We start from the raw sequence: 16,378 nt of genomic DNA, 5'->3' as shown, positions 1-16,378 counted from the left end.
TGCGCAACATGTGGGAAGCGCCGCCGTCAGCTCAACCGCCGACGCGGTGGATGGTGAAGGCGGTGAGGAATCCGACGGCCGTGGTGAAACCGGTGAGGTTGTGATGTTCCTCAAAGGCCTCCGGGATCATGGTGTCTGCCAGCATGGCGAGGATGCCTCCGGCGGCGATGGCCGTGATGAAGGCGATCAGCGCGGCCGGGGCGTTCTCCAGGGCGGCGTATCCGAGCAGTGAGGCCAAGCCACAGAGCACCGCGATGGCCGTCCACACGCCGAATACGTATGCGGGCCCGCGGCCGGCCTTCTTCATGCCGGCCGTACTCGAAAGGCCTTCCGGGACGTTGGAGATGAACACCGCCGCGAGCATGGCCGGGCTGATGGTTCCCGAGGCGACGAGGCCGACGCCGAGTACGACGGATTCGGGAATACCGTCAATCAGGGCACCGATGGCGATAGCCGTCCCGCTGCCCGGTGCGTCCTTCTCCGAGGGCTGCTTCTGCCCGGACCGTTTGCGATGCTTGGCCCCTGCGCGGGCCAGGAGGATGTTCGAGCCGACGAAGATCACCGCACCGGTGAGGAAGCCAATGACCGTCGGCAGCAGCCCCCCGCTGTCGACGGCTTCCTGAACCAGTTCGAAGGCCAGCGCCGAGATCAGGACACCGGCTCCGAAGGCCATGATGGTGGCCACGAGCCGGGAAGGAACCTTCCATAGCCAGGCGATCGCTGACCCCAGCACGAGGGCCCCGCCGGCGAGGGTTCCCCACCCCAGGGCCTGCAGCCACATCGGCATGTGCCACTCCTCCACTTCCCCGCCGCGAATCGAAAAGGCCGTGGCCTCCGTGTCCCCAGCGGAGAATATCAACCGGGCGCCGCTGGGTGTTCAGAGGCGGGACATGAGCCGGTCGACGCGGGGTTTCACCTCCGTCGCAAGAAGCTCGATGGATTTGAGGAATTGTTCCTGCGGCAGACCGCCGAGATCCATCTGGAAGAAATGGCGCATACGACCGATTTTCTGATGGAGGTCGACGATGCGTCGCGCTACATCGACGGGGTCGCCGACGTAGTAGGCGAACGGCGGCTGGACCTGTTGCTCGGAGAACTTCCGGTCCGGGCCGGGCCATCCGCGGCGTTCGATCGCCAGGATCTGGATGTTCCTCCAGCCCGGGTCGTAGCGCTCCACGGCTTCTCCCTTGGCGGGTGCGATGAGTCCCAGCGTGCCTACGGAGACCTTGATTCCGGCACCGCTGTGTCCTGCCTGTTTCGCAGTGGCCCGGTACAGCTCGGCGAGGCGCGGGAACCTTGAGGGGAAACTGTAGACGCCGAGTTCCATGTGCTTCTCCATCGTGGGTTGTGGACTACGAGACCCTCGCGAGGAGCCGCTCCACCCGGGGCTTGACCTCTGTTGCGAGGAGAGTCAGGGATTCCAGGAAGTGGTCCTGAGGGAGGCCGCCGATGTCCATTTGAAGGAAATGGCGGACGTGTCCCATGTAGCCGTGCAGGTGGACAATGCGCTCGGCGACATCGTCCGGATCCCCCACGTAGTAGGCGCCGGGAGCGTGTGCCTGGGCAAGGTACGCCCCGTCGTCCGGCGCGGGCCAGCCCCGGGTCTTGCCCGCCTGGATGCTCATGTTCCTCCAACTCGGGTGAAACCGCTCCAGTGCTTCCTTCTTCGTCGGGGCGACGAGGCCCAGGGCTGCAACCGAGACCTTGATGTTCGGACCCGAGTGGCCGTACTGCTGGGCCGTCCGCCGGTAGAGCTCGGCCAGGGGCGCGAAGCGGTGGGGAGCGCCGCCGATAATCCCGTAACTGACGGGCAGTCCGAGGCGCCCGGCCCGCACCGATGAGGGTGCGTTGCCTCCGGTTCCAACCCAGATCGGCATGCTTCCTGCGACGGGGCGTGGAACGACAAGGAGGTTATCGAGCGCGGGACGTCCGGCGCCCCGCCAGGTCACCGATTCGTTCTTATTGATCCGGATGAGCAGTTCAAGCTTGTCCTCGTAGAGGCGGTCATAGTCTTTCAGGTCGTAGCCGAAGAGTGGGTACGAGTCCACGGAGGAGCCGCGTCCCGCCGTGATCTCGACCCTGCCGCCCGAGATCGCGTCGGCCGTCGCGAACTGTTGGAACACCCGCACCGGGTCGTCGGTGCTGATCACGCTCACTCCCGAGCCGAGACGGATCTGTGTGGTTGCGGCCGCGGCTGCCGCAATGAGTGCCCCCGGTGATGATGCGGGCATTTCCAGCGTGTGGTGCTCACCGACCGCGAAATAGTCGAGTCCGGCCTTGTCCGAGACCACGATTGCGTCGAAGAGGTTCTGGATGGCCTCCGTCGTCGACCGCTGAGTGCCGTCGGGGTTTCGCTGGGTGTCACCGAAGCTGTAGGCACCGATTTCCATGGGAGATCTCTTTTCTAAAGAAGGAGTGATTGGCGTCATGCGCTGAGGCGGGTGCCGTTGGCGTGCCCGAGTTCACGCTCGAAGGCCTCCCGTGCGAAGGCGCCGTTGAAGATTTCCGTCCCGGGTTGGAACGCCGCCCCGGTGCTCAGCGGCCCGGAGTAGACGGGGTCGTATCCGAAGCGGTCGATCAGGTCCATCACCGCCCGGGCGGCGGGTTCGTCGTCGCTGGCGACGCCGAGCGCGCGTCGTCCTGGTGTTCCCGGCGGGGTGCGGTGGTCCTCAAGATCGTGGTATCCGATGTGGTTGAGGGTCTTCACCAGCCGGGCACCATGAAGATGGCGGGTGACGATTTCGCTGCTCGTCAGGCGGCTGTCCTCAAACTCTGCGATCGGACCATCGGCCGGCGCCCAGTAGTTCATGGCGTCCACGACGACCTTGCCCGCCAGCGGGCCCGGGTCCACCGTCCGGTACTTGCTCAGTGGAACGGCGAGAATGACCATGTCGGCATCCTCCACGGCAGCCTCCGCCGACATGGCTCGCGCGCCGGGAATGACGATCTCCGCCAGCAGCGCGATATCCTCGACTGCTCCCGAGCCGGCGACCCGCACGTCGTAACCGCCCTGCAGGGCCGTGCGCGCCACCGCCGCACCGACCCGACCCACTCCTAAAACCGCTATGGCTGTCACGCCATGCCTCCTCAAAACCTTGAATCCACTGTTGATCCCAGTCTGGGGAGCGGAAGGACAAGTTGCGAACCGCCCGTATGTTACTTACCATTAGTAAGCATGAAGGCCGCTCCGAACCAGTCCCTGCGAAATGAGTCATCGCATATCGATGACGAGGCCTGCCGCATCTTCCAGCGCTCCGCCGAGCTGGCGGGCAAGAAGTGGAACGCGGCAATCCTGCTGGCTCTTGCCCGGGGGGCTGATCGCTTTTCGGATATTGCGCACTCCGTCGACCGCATCTCGGACCGCCTGCTGGCTGCACGCCTGCGTGAACTCGAACAGCGCAGGCTCATTGTGCGTGAGGTCATCCCGACCACCCCTGTGCAGATCCGGTACCGGCTGTCGACTGCGGGCGAGGAACTGATCCGGATCCTGCACCCGCTGGTCCAATGGGCCGAGCGCTGGGAACCCCGCCTCAAGGACTGAGAGGCGCCCGCGGCCGCTTGACCGCAGCAGTGCCATAGGGGGGGGCGGCCGCCCGCCAGGCGGCTGCGGATGACCGTAACCTTCGGTGTCATTGTGGCCCTGGGCCTTGTCGCGCCTTTAACCTCGATGCATAGGTTTCGTCAATCGAAATATCCGCCCCGACGACGAGTTTCAGATTCTGATGACCCTGCGCAGACCGCGCCCGGGCCTCACTCCTGGAGTCGGCAGCTCACCGTGTTGCTGTCACCACGAGCACGGATGGAACGTCCTTCGCTGCAGGGGCGACCGCGTCCCGTGGAACACTCAACGATTCCACCCGGTGTTATCTGCCGTGCGTAAAACTGCCGCAGGAGGTTGAAATGAGCGTGTATTTCATTACCGGAGCGTCCCGGGGTTTCGGGGCCGAGTTGGTTCGCGAGGCATTGTCGCGTGGGCATCAGGTGGTCGCCACGGCCCGCAACCGGCAGGCCGTTAGTGACACTTTCCCCGATGCCGGGGATCGGCTGCTGGCCGTGTCTCTGGATGTAACGGATGAGGCCGCAGCCAGAACCGCCGCCGATGCGGCGGTGGACGCGTTCGGCCGCGTCGACGTGCTGATCAACAATGCGGGTCGTGGCCTTGTCGGTGCTGTGGAGGAGGCCAGCGACGTCGAGGTTCGCGCCGTCTACGAGACGAATGTCTTCGGCCTGCTGTCGGTGACCAGGGCCATTGCGCCGGTGCTGCGGCGGCAGCGGTCCGGGACGATCGTCAATATCAGTTCGATCGGTGGTTTCCGGTCGTCCGCCGGGTGGGGTGTCTACTGTTCGACCAAGTTCGCTGTCGAGGGCCTCTCGGAATCACTCCATGCGGAACTGGAACCGCTTGGAGTGCACGTCATGGTGGTTGAACCGGGCTATTTCCGGACCGATTTCCTGGATTCGAGCAGCCTGCACGTCGAGGATCAGGTGATCGATGATTACCGGGAGGGGCCGGCCGGCCAGATGAGGCTGCGGGCAGCGGAGGTTAACCACTCCCAGCCGGGGGACCCGAGGAAGGCAGCAAAGGCCATCGTGGACGTCGTCGGAGCCGAGACGCCGCCGCTACGGCTTCTTCTCGGCCGCGACACCCTCGGCGCGGTCGAGGCCAAGATCGATCATGTCCGGGAAGAACTCGAGCTCTGGCGCGAAGTTTCAGTTTCCACGGACCACGAGGACGTCACCACGTAGCTCAGGACTGCGCGGGACCGCCGGCCTCCCGGGGCGGAATCTCCTGGAGGACCCAGCGGTTGCCGTCCGGGTCGGCGAAATAGGCGAACAGGAACCCCCCAAGGTCCTGCGGCTCGCTGATCGGGGCTCCGCGGCCGACCAGTTCGGAGCGCGCAGCCGCCATGTCCGGCACCACGAGCTGGAGACCCTCAAGGCTTCCGGGAACCATGCCGGTCATCCCGGTGCCGATCACGATGGAACAGGACGATCCCGGCGGAGTGAGTTGGACGACCCGCATCCCGGGGATGTGCTCAGCGTCGTGGTCGAGAACGAAGCCGAGGGCGTCGACATAGAAGGCCTTGGCCCTGTCCACATCGGAGACGGGCACCTGGACAACCTCGAGGCGGAGTTCCATGAGCGCCACCCTACGGGACAAGGGCGCACGGCGGGGTGGATTCCGGGCATGAATTGTCCGCCCGCTCACTCCGGCCGGCCGCCCCGCCGGGCCTCAAGCCGCGACAGGAATCCGGAGACGGGTCCCAGATTGCAGAACCCGCTTCCGGCACCCGCGTATTCGGCGGCGGCGGGAAGCAGTTCCTTGTACGCCCTGCCCATGGTGTCTTCCTCCCCGAGTTGAAGCGCCGCCTCGGCGATCAGGCACCAGAGCGTTTCCCGGTGATGGGTCGGCTCCGGCTCCGGAACCCCGCGGAGGACGGCGAGCGCTGCCTGTCCCTCTCCCCTGGCCAACAGGACCAGGGGTTCGGCCCAGGGCCGGTACGGGCCCCAGTCGATCCCGTCCTCCGCGGGCGCAGGCCGCCCGTGCCGAACCCGCAGGCACAGCAGGGACAACGCCAGTGCGCCCTGCTCAACCCCGGGCATGCCGGCGCCGCGCAGTAGGCCCGCCGCCGCCCGGTAGGCGGCCGCCACCTCGGTGGGCGCCCCGCCGGTCAGGTCCATCCGCAGGGCGCGGTACCAGGTGGTGAAGACAGCCACCAGCGGTGATTCATACTCCGCCGCCAGCCGGTCGGCCTCGGCGGCATGGTGATCGGCGGAGGCCACCTCCCCCAGTGCGGCGCCTGCCTGCATCCGGATGAGGTGGCCCAGAAGCGCAGAGGTGGGCAGGTCGTGCTGTCCGGCGAGCTCGAGGATTTCGGAACCGAGGCTCGCCCGCTCCGGGGCCAGCCCCGATCGGGAGAACGACTGAAGAAACGACCCGTTCAGGGCGAATGCCAGCAGCGCCGGGTCGTTCCGGCCGCGGGCCAGCTCCTCCGCCTCCTGAGCGGCCTCCCGTCCCCGGGTTCCGGGCAGTCCCCGGGATTCGACGGCGATCGTCGTCAGCAGCCGCGCCCGGAGGGTCCCGTGCGTTCCGGGGGGCAGCGCGGCGAGGGTTCTCTCGGTGAGGGCGAGGATGTGTGCCGCCTGGTCAGGATCATCGGACCTCGTCCACAGGGCCGGCACGTCGTAGGCGCCGATCACGCGCGCCGTCAGGTCCACATCCGCCAGCCCGTCGGCCGCGACCACCGCCGCCAGGCGCTGCCTGCGCGCGGTCTCGAGTCCGCCGCCCCCGGTGATGGCCAGCTGGCGCAGCAGCTCCACCGTCGAGCGGAGCCGCCCCTTGGCCCCGACGCCGGAATTCCGGCCGTAGCCGGACAGCGTCCGGTGCCACACCAGCTCCGGGGCCTCCGAAAGAGCCGGGTCCTGGTCGAGCCCGGGCGACTGGTGCAGGATGTCGTGCTCGAGTGCACGGAGCACCGAATGCGGGGACAAGCCCAGCTTGTCATTCAGCAGGGCGCGGGCCCGCCGCAGCACCTTCAGGGCTTCGTGCTGGCGGCCCGACCGGTAGAGGGCAAGCGCAAGGAGGCGCCATCCCTCCTCCCGCCAGGGGTGCTCCTCCACGAAAACCTCGAGGTCGGGCACTGCCTGGGCTGCCCGCCCTACCCGAAGCTGTTCCGCCGCGCGGGCCTCCACCGCCCCGAGGCGGAGTTCCCCGAGCCTCCCTCGTTCGGTGAAAGTCCACGGCTCGTCGGCAAACTCGGCGTAGGCCGGGCCGCGCCAGCGGGACAGGGCCTCCTCGAGGGCGGCCAGCGAGAGTGTGCCGGCACCGGCCCCCGGCCTGAGGGCGTCTTCGAACAGGAGGGAGTCCACCTCGCAGGAATTCAGCTGCAGGGCGTACCCGGAACCGGCCGACACTACGACCCGGGGTCTGCCCCGGGCGGGGCGCTCTGGTTCGAGCGCACGGCGCAGAGCGCCGATGTAGGTGTGGACCACTCCGGTGACGTTCGCCGGGGAGTCCTCCCAGAGGTCCCCGATGAGCGTCGCCAGCGCGACGGGGCGCCCCCGCGCCGCGGCGAGCCGGGCCAGCAGCGCACGCTGCCGCGGGCCGCCCAACGGGATCGGGTCACCGTCGGCATCCCAGGCCGCCGTCGTCCCCAGAACGCCGATCGTCACACCCATGCCCGGACCACCTTCCACACCGCCTTCATCAAGTGTGACTGACTCACCCGCCGGCGCCGGACGCCATTGAGAACCCGTTGAGTCGGTGGTGCGAGCCTTGGGCTGCATCCTGATCCCGACCCAAGGACTCCTCCATGACCCCCACGATCGAAAACTTCACCTACTCGAAGGTGACGGTGGCCGCCGGCGTCGAGTTGAATGTCGCCGTCGCCGGCTCGGGCAGCCCCGTCGTGCTGCTTCACGGCTTTCCCCAGACCCACCTGATGTGGCGGCACGTCGCCGCCGCTTTGGCCGAGGACCACACCGTGATCTGCCCGGACCTGCGGGGATACGGCGACAGCGGCAAGCCCGCCGAGACCGGCCCGGACGTATATTCCAAACGCACGATGGGTCGGGACGTCGTCGCCCTGGCCGCCGCGCTGGGCCACGGGAGGTTCGCCCTCGCCGGTCACGACCGGGGAGCCCTGGTCGGCTTCCGCACCGCCATGGACCACCCCGACGCCGTCACGCACTTCGCCAGCCTCGACGTCCTGCCGACCCTGGATATGTGGAACGTGCTGCACGGGCAGTCCGCCGCGGTCGGGTTCCACCTCTACCTGATGGCCCAGCCCCCGGGTCTGGCCGAGGAGATGATCTCCAACAGCGCCGACACGTTCTTCTCCTACTTCCTGGACGCGTGGACGAAGGACTCCAGTGCCATCCCGGCAGACGTCCGGTCGGCCTACCTCCGTGCCAGCGCCGACGCGGTGCCCTCCATCGTGGCCGACTACCGGGCCTCCGCCGGGATCGACGTCGTCCACGACCAGGCGGATCTGGACGTCGGGAACATGCTCCGGATGCCGGTGACCGTGATCCAGCAGGACTGGGGCTCCGCGCTGGGCTTCGACGCCGCCGCGCTGTGGAAGGCGTGGGCTCCGGACCTTGAGCATTTCAGCACCCAGGCCGGGCACTTCATGGCCGAGGAAACCCCGGCGCAGATCACGCAGGCCATCCGCGACCTGCTCCTCCGCTAGGTCGGGCACGGCCGCCGCTGCCGGTGGAGAGGATCCGCCAGCAGGTCCTGTAATCAGGATGTAACCCGTTGACCCGCCGAATCGGCGGGCCGGATAATGGACCCGCCGCGTTTCCCCGCGGACTCACACGGAGCCCCGACGCGGCCGGTCGGTGAATCATGCACACTCCCCTGATGCCCAGTCATGACGGCGCGGCGGCCGCCGTCCTCGCCCTCACCGCGGAAACGTCAGGGGAGGTGATCGACGAAGCCCACCCGGAGTACGACGACGCCCGGCGCGTCTGGAACGCCATGATCGACCGCCACCCCGCCGCGATCCTCCGGGTTTCGGGGGAAGACGACATCGCCGCCGCCATCCGGTGCTCCATCGAACACGGGATCCCGCTTGCCGTCCGCGGCGGAGGACACAGTGTGGCCGGTAACGGCACGGTGGACGGCGGGATCGTGCTCGACCTCAGCGCCCTGTCCGCGGTGGACGTCGACGCCGACCGGGAATTGGTGCGGATCGGCGGCGGTGCAACGCTGGCGCAGGTGGACGCGGCGACCGAACCCCACGGACTGGCGGTGCCGCTGGGAGTCGTGTCGGCGACGGGCGTGGGCGGACTCTCCCTGGGCGGGGGCATGGGATGGCTGACGCGGCCCTACGGGCTGAGCATCGACAACCTGGTCTCGGCGCGGGTCGTCACCGCGTCGGGGAAGGTGGTCGAGGCCGATGACCGGCAGAATCCGGAACTGTTCTGGGGCCTGCGGGGCGGAGGCGGCAACTTCGGCGTCGTCTCCTCGTTCACCTTCCGGGCCCACCGCATACCGCAGCCCCTCTACGCCGGCAACCTCGTCTACACCCCGCGGACGTGGGACACGGCCCTGGCCGCCTACGCCGCCTGGACGCAGACGCTGCCCGATGAGCTGAACAGCATCCTGACCTTCATCACCCCGCCGCCGCACTGGGAGATGGGAACCGATCCGCTGATGATCGTCGGGTTCGTCTGGGCCGGCAGGGACCAGAGCGTCGGGGAGGCGCTCATCGCCGACCTGCGTGCCGCGGCCCCTCCCGAGATGGAAGAGGTGGAGGCTGCCACCTGGACCGGATGGCAGTCCGCCGTCGACGAGCTTTTCCCCAAGGGCGTGCGCGCCTACTGGCGCAACTCCGCGCTGAAGCATCTCTCACCGGAAGTCCAGGAGATCCTCCTCCGCCGGGCCGCCGAACAGACCTGGCAGGGCACGGGGTTCGACATCCACCACATGGGCGGAGCGGTGGCCCGGGTGCCGGCCGGCGCCACCCCGTTCCCCGACCGCCAGTCGCCCTACTGGCTGAACATCTACGGATTCTGGACCGACGACGGCGACGACGAGCGGAACGTAGGGTTCGTGAAGTCGTTCTCCGGGGACATCGCCCCGCACGCCGCGCCCGGCCGGTACGTCAACTTCATGGGCGCTGAGGAACCGGCCGCGCCCGACCCGGGGACCCGCGCCCCCGACGACGCGGCGGTCTACCGCGGGGAGGTCTTCGACCGGCTCACCGCGCTCAAGACGGAGGTTGACCCGCGGAACGTCTTCCGGCTCAACCACAACGTCGCGCCCCGCTGACCCGGGGCAGGTGGTTCAACGGGGAACGACTGAACGCAGGGAGCCGTCCCCGCCGGGGCATGCCTTCCACCCGAAGCCGGACGCATGCGCCCCGGACGCCGTCAGGCCCGCGGTTCCGCCGTCGGAGCCGCAGCGAGCTGGGAGCCATGCCGCAGCAGGGTCTCGAGCGCGTCGGCGAGGTTGTCCACCTGCTCATCGCTGAGCGCGTCGGCGAACCACTTCTGCGCCGACCGCAGATGCGGCCCGAGGGCGCGCCGGTAGGCGGTGCGGCCCTCGTCCGTGAGGGCGATCAGGGAGGCTCGGCCGTCGGTGGCCTCGCTCGCCGCTTTTTCGACCAGCCCACGCTTCTCCAGCCGGCGGAGCTGGTGGGCGAGGCGGCTTGAGTCCCAGCCGATGGCGCGTGCGCACTCGGACGGCCGCGCAGTGCCCTTCGCAGCCATCGACAGATGGGCCAGCACCGTGAACTCGGCCTCCGAGAGCTTCGCGTCGTTCCACAGGTCACGGCCAACCTCGCGCCGAAGCAGCTCGGTGACCTCCTGAAGGTTCTCCCACGTCCTGAGCTGACGCTCGGTCATATTTGCTGACATATCAGGGAGTCTACCGGTCCAGGCTCCAGCCACTCCGTCACTTAAGCCGAGGGCATGCGGTACTTGCCAGGTTACTGACGCGTCAGTTACTGTTTAATGTTGCTGACACATCAGCATCTTTGACCCCGGCAGCCGTCACCGCCCGAGGCGGGCAGAGCAGGCGGGCATTCCCGAAAGGCTTCTCATGCCGTCCATCCTCCAACCCACCCTCCACGACCGAGCCACCCCGCCGCCGCCCAACCTCGAGAATCCCCGCCGGAGGGCAAGGGCTGTGCTGGCCCTGCTGGCGGCGGCCCAGTTCCTGGTGGTGCTCAACGCGAGCAGCGTCAATCTGGCGCTCCCCAGCCTGATCGGCGATCTCGATGCCTCCGCATCGCTGTCCGTGTGGGTCGTGTCGGCCTACCTGCTGACCTTCGGCGCACTGCTACTGTTCGGCGGACGGCTGGGTGATGTCATCGGCCGGCGCCGGATGTTCTCGATCTCGGTGGGACTTTTCGGTGCGGCGGCCCTGGCCGGCGGGCTTGCCCCGACTCTTGAGACCCTCATCGCCGCCCGTGCCGTACAGGGCGCCGCCGCCGCCGGCCTTGCTCCAACTGCGCTGTCGCTGCTGACGACCCTCTTCACCGACCCCACGGCCCGACGGCGCGCCATCGGCGTCTGGGGAGCCGTCGCCAGTTCCGGCGGAGCGGCGGGCGTCCTGGTCGGCGGAGGCTTCACGGCGGCCTGGGGTTGGCGCGCGGTGCTGCTGGTGAACGTTCCCCTCATCGTGCTGATGCTGGTGGCCATTCCCCTGCTGATTCCCGCCATTCCGCGGGGAGGGGCCCAGCGCCTGGACGTTTCCGGTGCCGTGCTGTCCTTCCTCGGAATCTCCGCACTGATCGGCGGCCTAACCCTCGGCAATGAGCAGGGCTGGCTCTCCCCGATCACTCTGGGGCTGTTGGGCGGCGGAGCCGTCCTGCTCACCGCCTTCGGCCTCACGGAACGGGGAAAACCGGCTCCGTTGATACCCGCGCACCTGCTCAGGCGCTGGCCCTCGACCGGCGGGAACATCGGCATGGTCCTCGTCGCCGTCGCCCTGTACCCGACGATGCTGCTGCTCTCACTCATTCTCCAGGGACCCCTCGGTTTCTCGCCGATCGGCGCCGGGCTGATGATGCTGCCCATGTCCCTGGCCACCATCGGGGCCGCGCTGTTCACCCCGCGGCTTGTCGCCGTGCGGGGCCCGCTGGCCTCCCTGTTCATCGGGCTTGCGCTGCTCGGCCTGGCCAGCGGGGTCCTGGCGCTGGCGAGCGCTCTCGGTGCGCCGCCCGCCGTTTTCGTCCCGGCGACCGTGGCCTTCGGTGCAGCGGTCGGCATTGCGGTCACCTCGGCGACCACTCAGGCCCTTGCCGGTGCCAGCCCCCGAGAGGCCGGCGCGGTCAGCGGCCTGATCCAGACCGCCCAGCAACTGGGCGGCGCGGTGGGGCTCACCGTCATCGGCGCCATCGCCGCAGCGGTGACCGGATCCCTTCGCGGAAGCGGACCCGGCGCCGTCGACACCGGGTACGGTGCCGCGCTCGGGGCGGCCGCCGTCATCGTTCTCGGCGGGCTGCTGGCACTGGCCGTTCGGCAGCGGCGTTTCGCGCAGGCATCCACCGACCCGGCCCGCGCATGAGTTCCGCACCGCTCCGCGGCATGGCCGGCGGCATTACCCGCTCGTCGCTGCCCTCCTCCCTCCGGGAGGGCCTGGTCCTTCCCTCCGACCCGGGGTACGGGCAGCTGCGGCACACCTACTCCTACAGGGGATCACCGGCGGCCGTGCTGCACCCGCGCACGGCCGGGGCCGTCGTTGACGCGCTGTCCTATGCGGCGGCGTCGGCCCTCCCCCTGAGCGTGCGCAGTGGTGGCCACGGCATCAGCAGCGCCTCCACCAACGACGGCGGGATCGTCCTGGACCTCTCGGCGATGAACGCGGTCGAGGTCCTCGATCCAGGCACAGGGCGGGTGCGCATCGGCGCCGGCGCCCGGTGGGGAGACGCCGCGCGGGCCCTCTCCCCGGCCGGCCTGGCGGTCAGCTCGGGCGACTCCGGCGACGTCGGGGTGGGCGGGCTCGCCACGGCCGGCGGAATCGGCCTGATGGGACGCAAGCACGGGCTGACCATAGATTCGATGGCGGCGGCCACCATCGTGACCGCCGACGGCGCCGTACGGACGGCGAGCGCGGCCGAGAACCCGGACCTCTTCTGGGCGGTCCGCGGGGCGGGAGCGAATTTCGGCATTGTGACGGAGTTCGAGTTCACAGCAGCCAAGGTCCCCGGCGTCATCTCCACCACCGTCCAGTACGACACCTCGGACACCACCGGGTTCCTGCAGCGGTGGGGCGACGCGGTCGAGGCGGCACCCCGGGAGATGACGGCGTTTCTTTACCTGTTCGCCGGGTCCACCGCCGGCATGGCAAGCATCGTTTACGCGGGGCTGGACGCGGACGCCGCCCGGCGGGCGCTCGCACCGTTCCTCGCGCTGGCCCCGCTCCTCGGCGGGCAATCCCAGGCCATGCCCTACGCCGAACTGGTCGCCTCCCCCCACGCCGCGCACACCGGTGCGGTGTCGCTGCAGACGCGAAGCGGGCTCGCGGTCCACCTCGACGCCCCGATCGCCGTCCGGCTCGCCGGGATGGTGGCCAGTGGAACCGCGGCCACGCTGCAGATCCGCGCGGTCGGCGGGAGGATCAACGACGTCGACGCCGGCGCCACCGCCTATGCGCACCGGCATCAGAACTTCTCCATTTTCGTCGGTGCCGACCCTGCCCACCGAGGAGAACTCTGGCGGGAGTGGGATGGGCTCCATCCCCACCTCGATGGGCTGTACCTCAGCTTCGAGATGGACAAGGATCCGCGCCGGCTCGCCGACGCCTTTCCCACCGCGACCCTGGCCCGGCTCCGAGACCTGAAGGCCGTCTACGACCCGGCGGGGCTCTTCAACACCAACTTTCCGTTGAGGGCATGACCCTCCAAGAGCTTCCCGCACTGCCCAAGGACAAACGATGAACACGCTCACCCTGCCCGCCTGGGCCCACCCGCACACCGACCTCACCGGCAGGACCGCGCTTGTCGTGGGAGGTGCAGGCGGTGTCGGTGAAGGCGTTGTCCGGGCCCTCCTCGACGCCGGCGCGCGGGTCGTGGCCGCGGGCCGGAGCAGCACCCGTCTCGATGAGCTTGCCTCCCGGCTGCGCTCCCCGCGGCTGCACACCACGGTGCTTGATGCCCTGGCTGAGGACCTGGACCAGGCGGTGTCGGCCCTTGCGGCCGAACACGGCGGGTTCGACGCCGTCGTCGTGAGCGTCGCGTCGTGGGGGGATCAGGGCCGCAAGCCCCTGCTGGCCCTGACCGACGCCGAATGGGACGCCCTCGTCGCGGCGAACCAGACCAGCGTGTTCCGCCTGTACCGCGCCCTGGTGCCACACCTCGGAGTGGACGGCGTGCTGGTGCAGCTCAACGGGCTGAGCGCCGACCTTCCCTTCCCCTGGGCCGGCGGCGTCGCACTGACCGCCGCGGCGACGAAGTCCCTCACCCGCACCCTCGCAGCCGAGCTCGCCGGGCGTGGACCGCGCATCTACGAGGTGATTCTCGGCGTCGTCCGCACCCGGGCGCGGCAGTTCGCCGGCGTCGACGACCCGCGCGGGATCGAGGGCGCCGAGGTCGGAATCCACCTGGCCGAACTCGTCGCCGGCTCAAGCCCCCTGACCGGCGCGGCGCTTCACTACTTCGTCGACAAGGCCGCGGGCCCCTCGGGAAGCGCGCCGGAGCGTCCCTGAGCCAGACGCACTATTCGGACCCGAGGCGCCCCGGACCGCCCGGTTCGCTCGAGCCCCCTCGGTGTCCGAAGGGTAATGTTGCGGTGATCTCGACGGGCCCTTGAGGTCCGGCCGGAATAATGTGCGTCAGTCACTGGTTCCAACAGCATGAAAGAAAACGGGGTCGACCACATATATTCGAATGAGTGGTCGGCCACCTTGCGGGATGCAGACCCAGACCCGCAGCTTCTTCCGCAGCCCGTGAACGAACTCCAGACCGAAGGACCCATCATGAAAGCGCATCTCCTCAACAGCTATGGCCCCGACTCCATCGTCCTCGGTGAGGCCGATGAGCCCACCGCAGCCGCCGGGCAGGTAAAGGTGGCCGTCGAAGCGATCGGCATCAACCCGCTGGACTGGAAGTTCAGCAACGGCTACCTCGCCGAGATGTTCCCGCTGCCGCTGCCGGCGGTTCTGGGGACGGACATCGCCGGCACGGTGCTCGAGGTCGGCGACGGCGTCGAGGGATTCACTGTCGGGAACCGGGTTGTCGGTTTTGCCGACAGCGGAGCCTTCGCGGAGAAGGCCGTCACCGGCGCCGCCCGGCTCGCGGTGATCCCGGACGGCCTGACGGCCGAGCAGGCCGTCACCCTGGCCACCTCCGGTGAAACCTCACAGCGTGGCCTGTCCCTGCTGGCGCCGGCGCCAGCCTCCACCGTCGTCGTCAACGGTGCGGCCGGTGCCGTGGGAAGCGCCGTCGTGCAGATCCTCGTCGCCGACGGCCACAAGGTCATCGGCACCGCCAGCCCCGACAACCACGATTACCTCCGCTCCCTCGGTGCAACCCCCGTGACCTACAGCGAGACCATGGTCGACGAGATCACGGCCGCGGCGCCCCAGGGAGTGGACGCCGCCTTCGACACCGCTGGCCAGGAATTCATTGCCCGCGTCGCCGGGCTCGTGCCGGCATCCCGGATCGTCACCATCGTCGACTTTGCCGCCGGGGCCCAGGGCGCGATCGTCGCCGCAGGCGATCCCACCGCTCTCACCGCCGAAACCCTCCCACCGGTGCTCGACCTCGCCGCCCGGGGCGCCTTCCGGACCGAGATCGCCCGGAAGTTCCCCTTCGAGCAGGTTCCCGAGGCCCTCGCGCTCAGCCAGGGCGGACACCTCCGCGGCAAGATCGTCGTCTCCGGAGCCAACCTGGCCTGAGCGCTCCATCCCTCCTCCACCTACAGCTTCCTAAGGAAAAAACCATGACAACCGCCCCAACCGCCCCCGCCCGCCCGCCGTACGATCCCGAGCTGGCCGAGCTGCTCGACAACAGCCCGTTGCCCTCAACGGTCACCGCCGACATGATCGATTTCCTTCGGGCCAATCCGTTCGGCCCCACCCTTGAGGACCTCCTCGCCACCCGCCCCATCTCACACCGCGAGTACACCATCGCCCGCCCGGGCAGCGAGATCATCGCCTCGGTCTTCACCCCCGCCGATAAGGACGCCTCAGCTCCGGCCATCTACTTCCTGCACGGCGGCGGAATGATCATCGGCAACCGCTTCACCGGCATCGGGCACGTCCTGGACTGGGCCGTCGAGCACCGGGCCGTCGTCGTCTCGCTCGAATACCGCCTCGCACCCGAGAGCCCTGCACCGGGCCCGGTGGAGGACGCCTACGCAGGGCTCCTCTGGCTGGTTGACAACGCCGGGGAGCTCGGAGTCGACAGCGAGCGCATCCTGATTGCCGGAACCTCCGCCGGCGCCGGCCTCTCGGCCGGCGTCACGCTGCTGGCCCGCGACCGGAAGGGCCCGGCCCTGATCGCCCAGATGCTGCTGAGCCCCATGCTCGACGACCGCGACGCCACCGCGTCAAGCCACCAGTACACGCAGACCGGCTCGTGGAGCCGCGAAAGCAACGCCACCGGCTGGGACTCCCTGCTCGGGGACCGCCGCGGGACCGACGCCGTCGACATCTACAGCGCACCGGCCCGGGCGACCGACCTGACGGGCCTGCCGCCGGCGTTCATCGATGTCGGGTCGGCCGAGGTCTTCCGCGATGAGGACGTCGCCTACGCGTCCCGCCTGTGGGCGGCCGGAGTGCAGGCCGAGCTGCACGTCTGGGCCGGCGGCTTCCACATCTTCGACGGAGCGGCGCCGGACGCGCTGCTGTCCGTCGCCGCCGTCGCCGCGCGGGACTCCTGGATGGGCCGCACCCTCGGGCGGCTCCCGGCGGCCGCCGCCTGAG

General features: G+C 69.1%; 16 protein-coding genes. 9 read left to right on the top strand and 7 right to left on the bottom strand.

The features are described from left to right. Positions 1–31: 31 nt before the first annotated feature. From E2F48_RS07970 to E2F48_RS07955, 4 genes are all read right to left on the bottom strand, one after another. Positions 32–787: a ZIP family metal transporter gene (locus E2F48_RS07970; RefSeq protein WP_133403491.1), complete on the bottom strand. Its 756-nt coding sequence runs from the start codon at positions 785–787 to the stop codon at positions 32–34. Between the two features lie 90 nt (positions 788–877). After that, the gene (locus E2F48_RS07965) at positions 878–1,339 is read right to left on the bottom strand and encodes a hypothetical protein (RefSeq protein ID WP_133403490.1); all 462 of its coding nucleotides are present in this window, start codon (positions 1,337–1,339) and stop codon (positions 878–880) included. A 13-nt stretch (positions 1,340–1,352) separates the two neighbouring features. Beyond that, entirely contained in the window at positions 1,353–2,390 is a 1,038-nt protein-coding gene (locus tag E2F48_RS07960; protein ID WP_133403489.1) for an LLM class flavin-dependent oxidoreductase, read from the bottom strand. A gap of 35 nt (positions 2,391–2,425) precedes the next feature. Further along, a complete protein-coding gene (locus E2F48_RS07955; protein WP_133403488.1) occupies positions 2,426–3,076 on the bottom strand; it encodes an NADPH-dependent F420 reductase in 651 nt (216 codons plus the stop codon). 99 nt (positions 3,077–3,175) lie between these two features. On the opposite strand from E2F48_RS07955, the gene E2F48_RS07950 reads away from it, so the two are divergent. Together E2F48_RS07950 and E2F48_RS07945 are read left to right on the top strand one after the other, a co-directional pair. Continuing rightward, entirely contained in the window at positions 3,176–3,541 is a 366-nt protein-coding gene (locus E2F48_RS07950) for a winged helix-turn-helix transcriptional regulator (RefSeq protein ID WP_133403487.1), read from the top strand. A 359-nt stretch (positions 3,542–3,900) separates the two neighbouring features. Beyond that, complete coding sequence (locus E2F48_RS07945; RefSeq protein ID WP_133403486.1) at positions 3,901–4,746, top strand: oxidoreductase; 846 nt, start codon at positions 3,901–3,903, stop codon at positions 4,744–4,746. Between the two features lies 1 nt (position 4,747). Here E2F48_RS07945 and E2F48_RS07940 read toward each other — a convergent pair whose 3' ends face one another. Both E2F48_RS07940 and E2F48_RS07935 read right to left on the bottom strand, forming a co-directional pair. Beyond that, on the bottom strand, positions 4,748–5,140 hold the full coding sequence (locus E2F48_RS07940) for a VOC family protein (RefSeq protein WP_133403485.1): 393 nt from the start codon (positions 5,138–5,140) through the stop codon (positions 4,748–4,750). Between the two features lie 65 nt (positions 5,141–5,205). After that, complete coding sequence (locus E2F48_RS07935) at positions 5,206–7,179, bottom strand: AfsR/SARP family transcriptional regulator (protein WP_133403484.1); 1,974 nt, start codon at positions 7,177–7,179, stop codon at positions 5,206–5,208. 134 nt (positions 7,180–7,313) lie between these two features. Between E2F48_RS07935 and E2F48_RS07930 the strand changes: the two genes are divergently transcribed. Both E2F48_RS07930 and E2F48_RS07925 read left to right on the top strand, forming a co-directional pair. After that, entirely contained in the window at positions 7,314–8,192 is an 879-nt protein-coding gene (locus E2F48_RS07930; RefSeq protein ID WP_133403483.1) for an alpha/beta fold hydrolase, read from the top strand. 173 nt (positions 8,193–8,365) lie between these two features. Continuing rightward, positions 8,366–9,778 carry an FAD-binding oxidoreductase gene (locus E2F48_RS07925; RefSeq protein WP_133403482.1) on the top strand — a complete coding sequence of 471 codons (1,413 nt, stop codon included), beginning with the start codon at positions 8,366–8,368 and terminating at the stop codon, positions 9,776–9,778. Between the two features lie 101 nt (positions 9,779–9,879). On the opposite strand, the gene E2F48_RS07920 is transcribed toward E2F48_RS07925, so the two are convergent. Further along, the gene (locus tag E2F48_RS07920; RefSeq protein WP_133403481.1) at positions 9,880–10,365 is read right to left on the bottom strand and encodes a MarR family winged helix-turn-helix transcriptional regulator; all 486 of its coding nucleotides are present in this window, start codon (positions 10,363–10,365) and stop codon (positions 9,880–9,882) included. Positions 10,366–10,549: 184 nt separating this feature from the next. Here E2F48_RS07920 and E2F48_RS07915 point away from each other — a divergent pair, with 184 nt between their 5' ends. The 5 genes from E2F48_RS07915 (at position 10,550) to E2F48_RS07895 (ending at position 16,377) form a co-directional block, all read left to right on the top strand. Continuing rightward, positions 10,550–12,019, top strand: a complete 1,470-nt coding sequence (locus E2F48_RS07915) for an MFS transporter (protein ID WP_133403480.1) — start codon at positions 10,550–10,552, stop codon at positions 12,017–12,019. Next, positions 12,016–13,350, top strand: coding sequence for an FAD-binding oxidoreductase (locus E2F48_RS07910; protein WP_221411653.1), 1,335 nt, complete (start codon positions 12,016–12,018; stop codon positions 13,348–13,350). Before E2F48_RS07915 ends, E2F48_RS07910 begins: the two co-directional genes overlap by 4 nt. 37 nt (positions 13,351–13,387) lie before the next feature. Beyond that, complete coding sequence (locus E2F48_RS07905) at positions 13,388–14,158, top strand: SDR family oxidoreductase (protein WP_133403479.1); 771 nt, start codon at positions 13,388–13,390, stop codon at positions 14,156–14,158. A 270-nt stretch (positions 14,159–14,428) separates the two neighbouring features. Beyond that, entirely contained in the window at positions 14,429–15,349 is a 921-nt protein-coding gene (locus E2F48_RS07900; RefSeq protein WP_165968719.1) for an NADP-dependent oxidoreductase, read from the top strand. A 44-nt stretch (positions 15,350–15,393) separates the two neighbouring features. After that, the gene (locus tag E2F48_RS07895) at positions 15,394–16,377 is read left to right on the top strand and encodes an alpha/beta hydrolase (protein ID WP_133403477.1); all 984 of its coding nucleotides are present in this window, start codon (positions 15,394–15,396) and stop codon (positions 16,375–16,377) included. The last annotated feature ends 1 nt before the right edge of the window (position 16,378 follow it).

It is taken from the genome of Arthrobacter crusticola, assembly GCF_004357995.1.
Classification (GTDB): Bacteria; Actinomycetota; Actinomycetes; order Actinomycetales; family Micrococcaceae; genus Arthrobacter_D; species Arthrobacter_D crusticola.
Note: the sequence above shows the minus strand (reverse complement) of the source record. Positions and strands in the feature narration are given on the sequence as shown.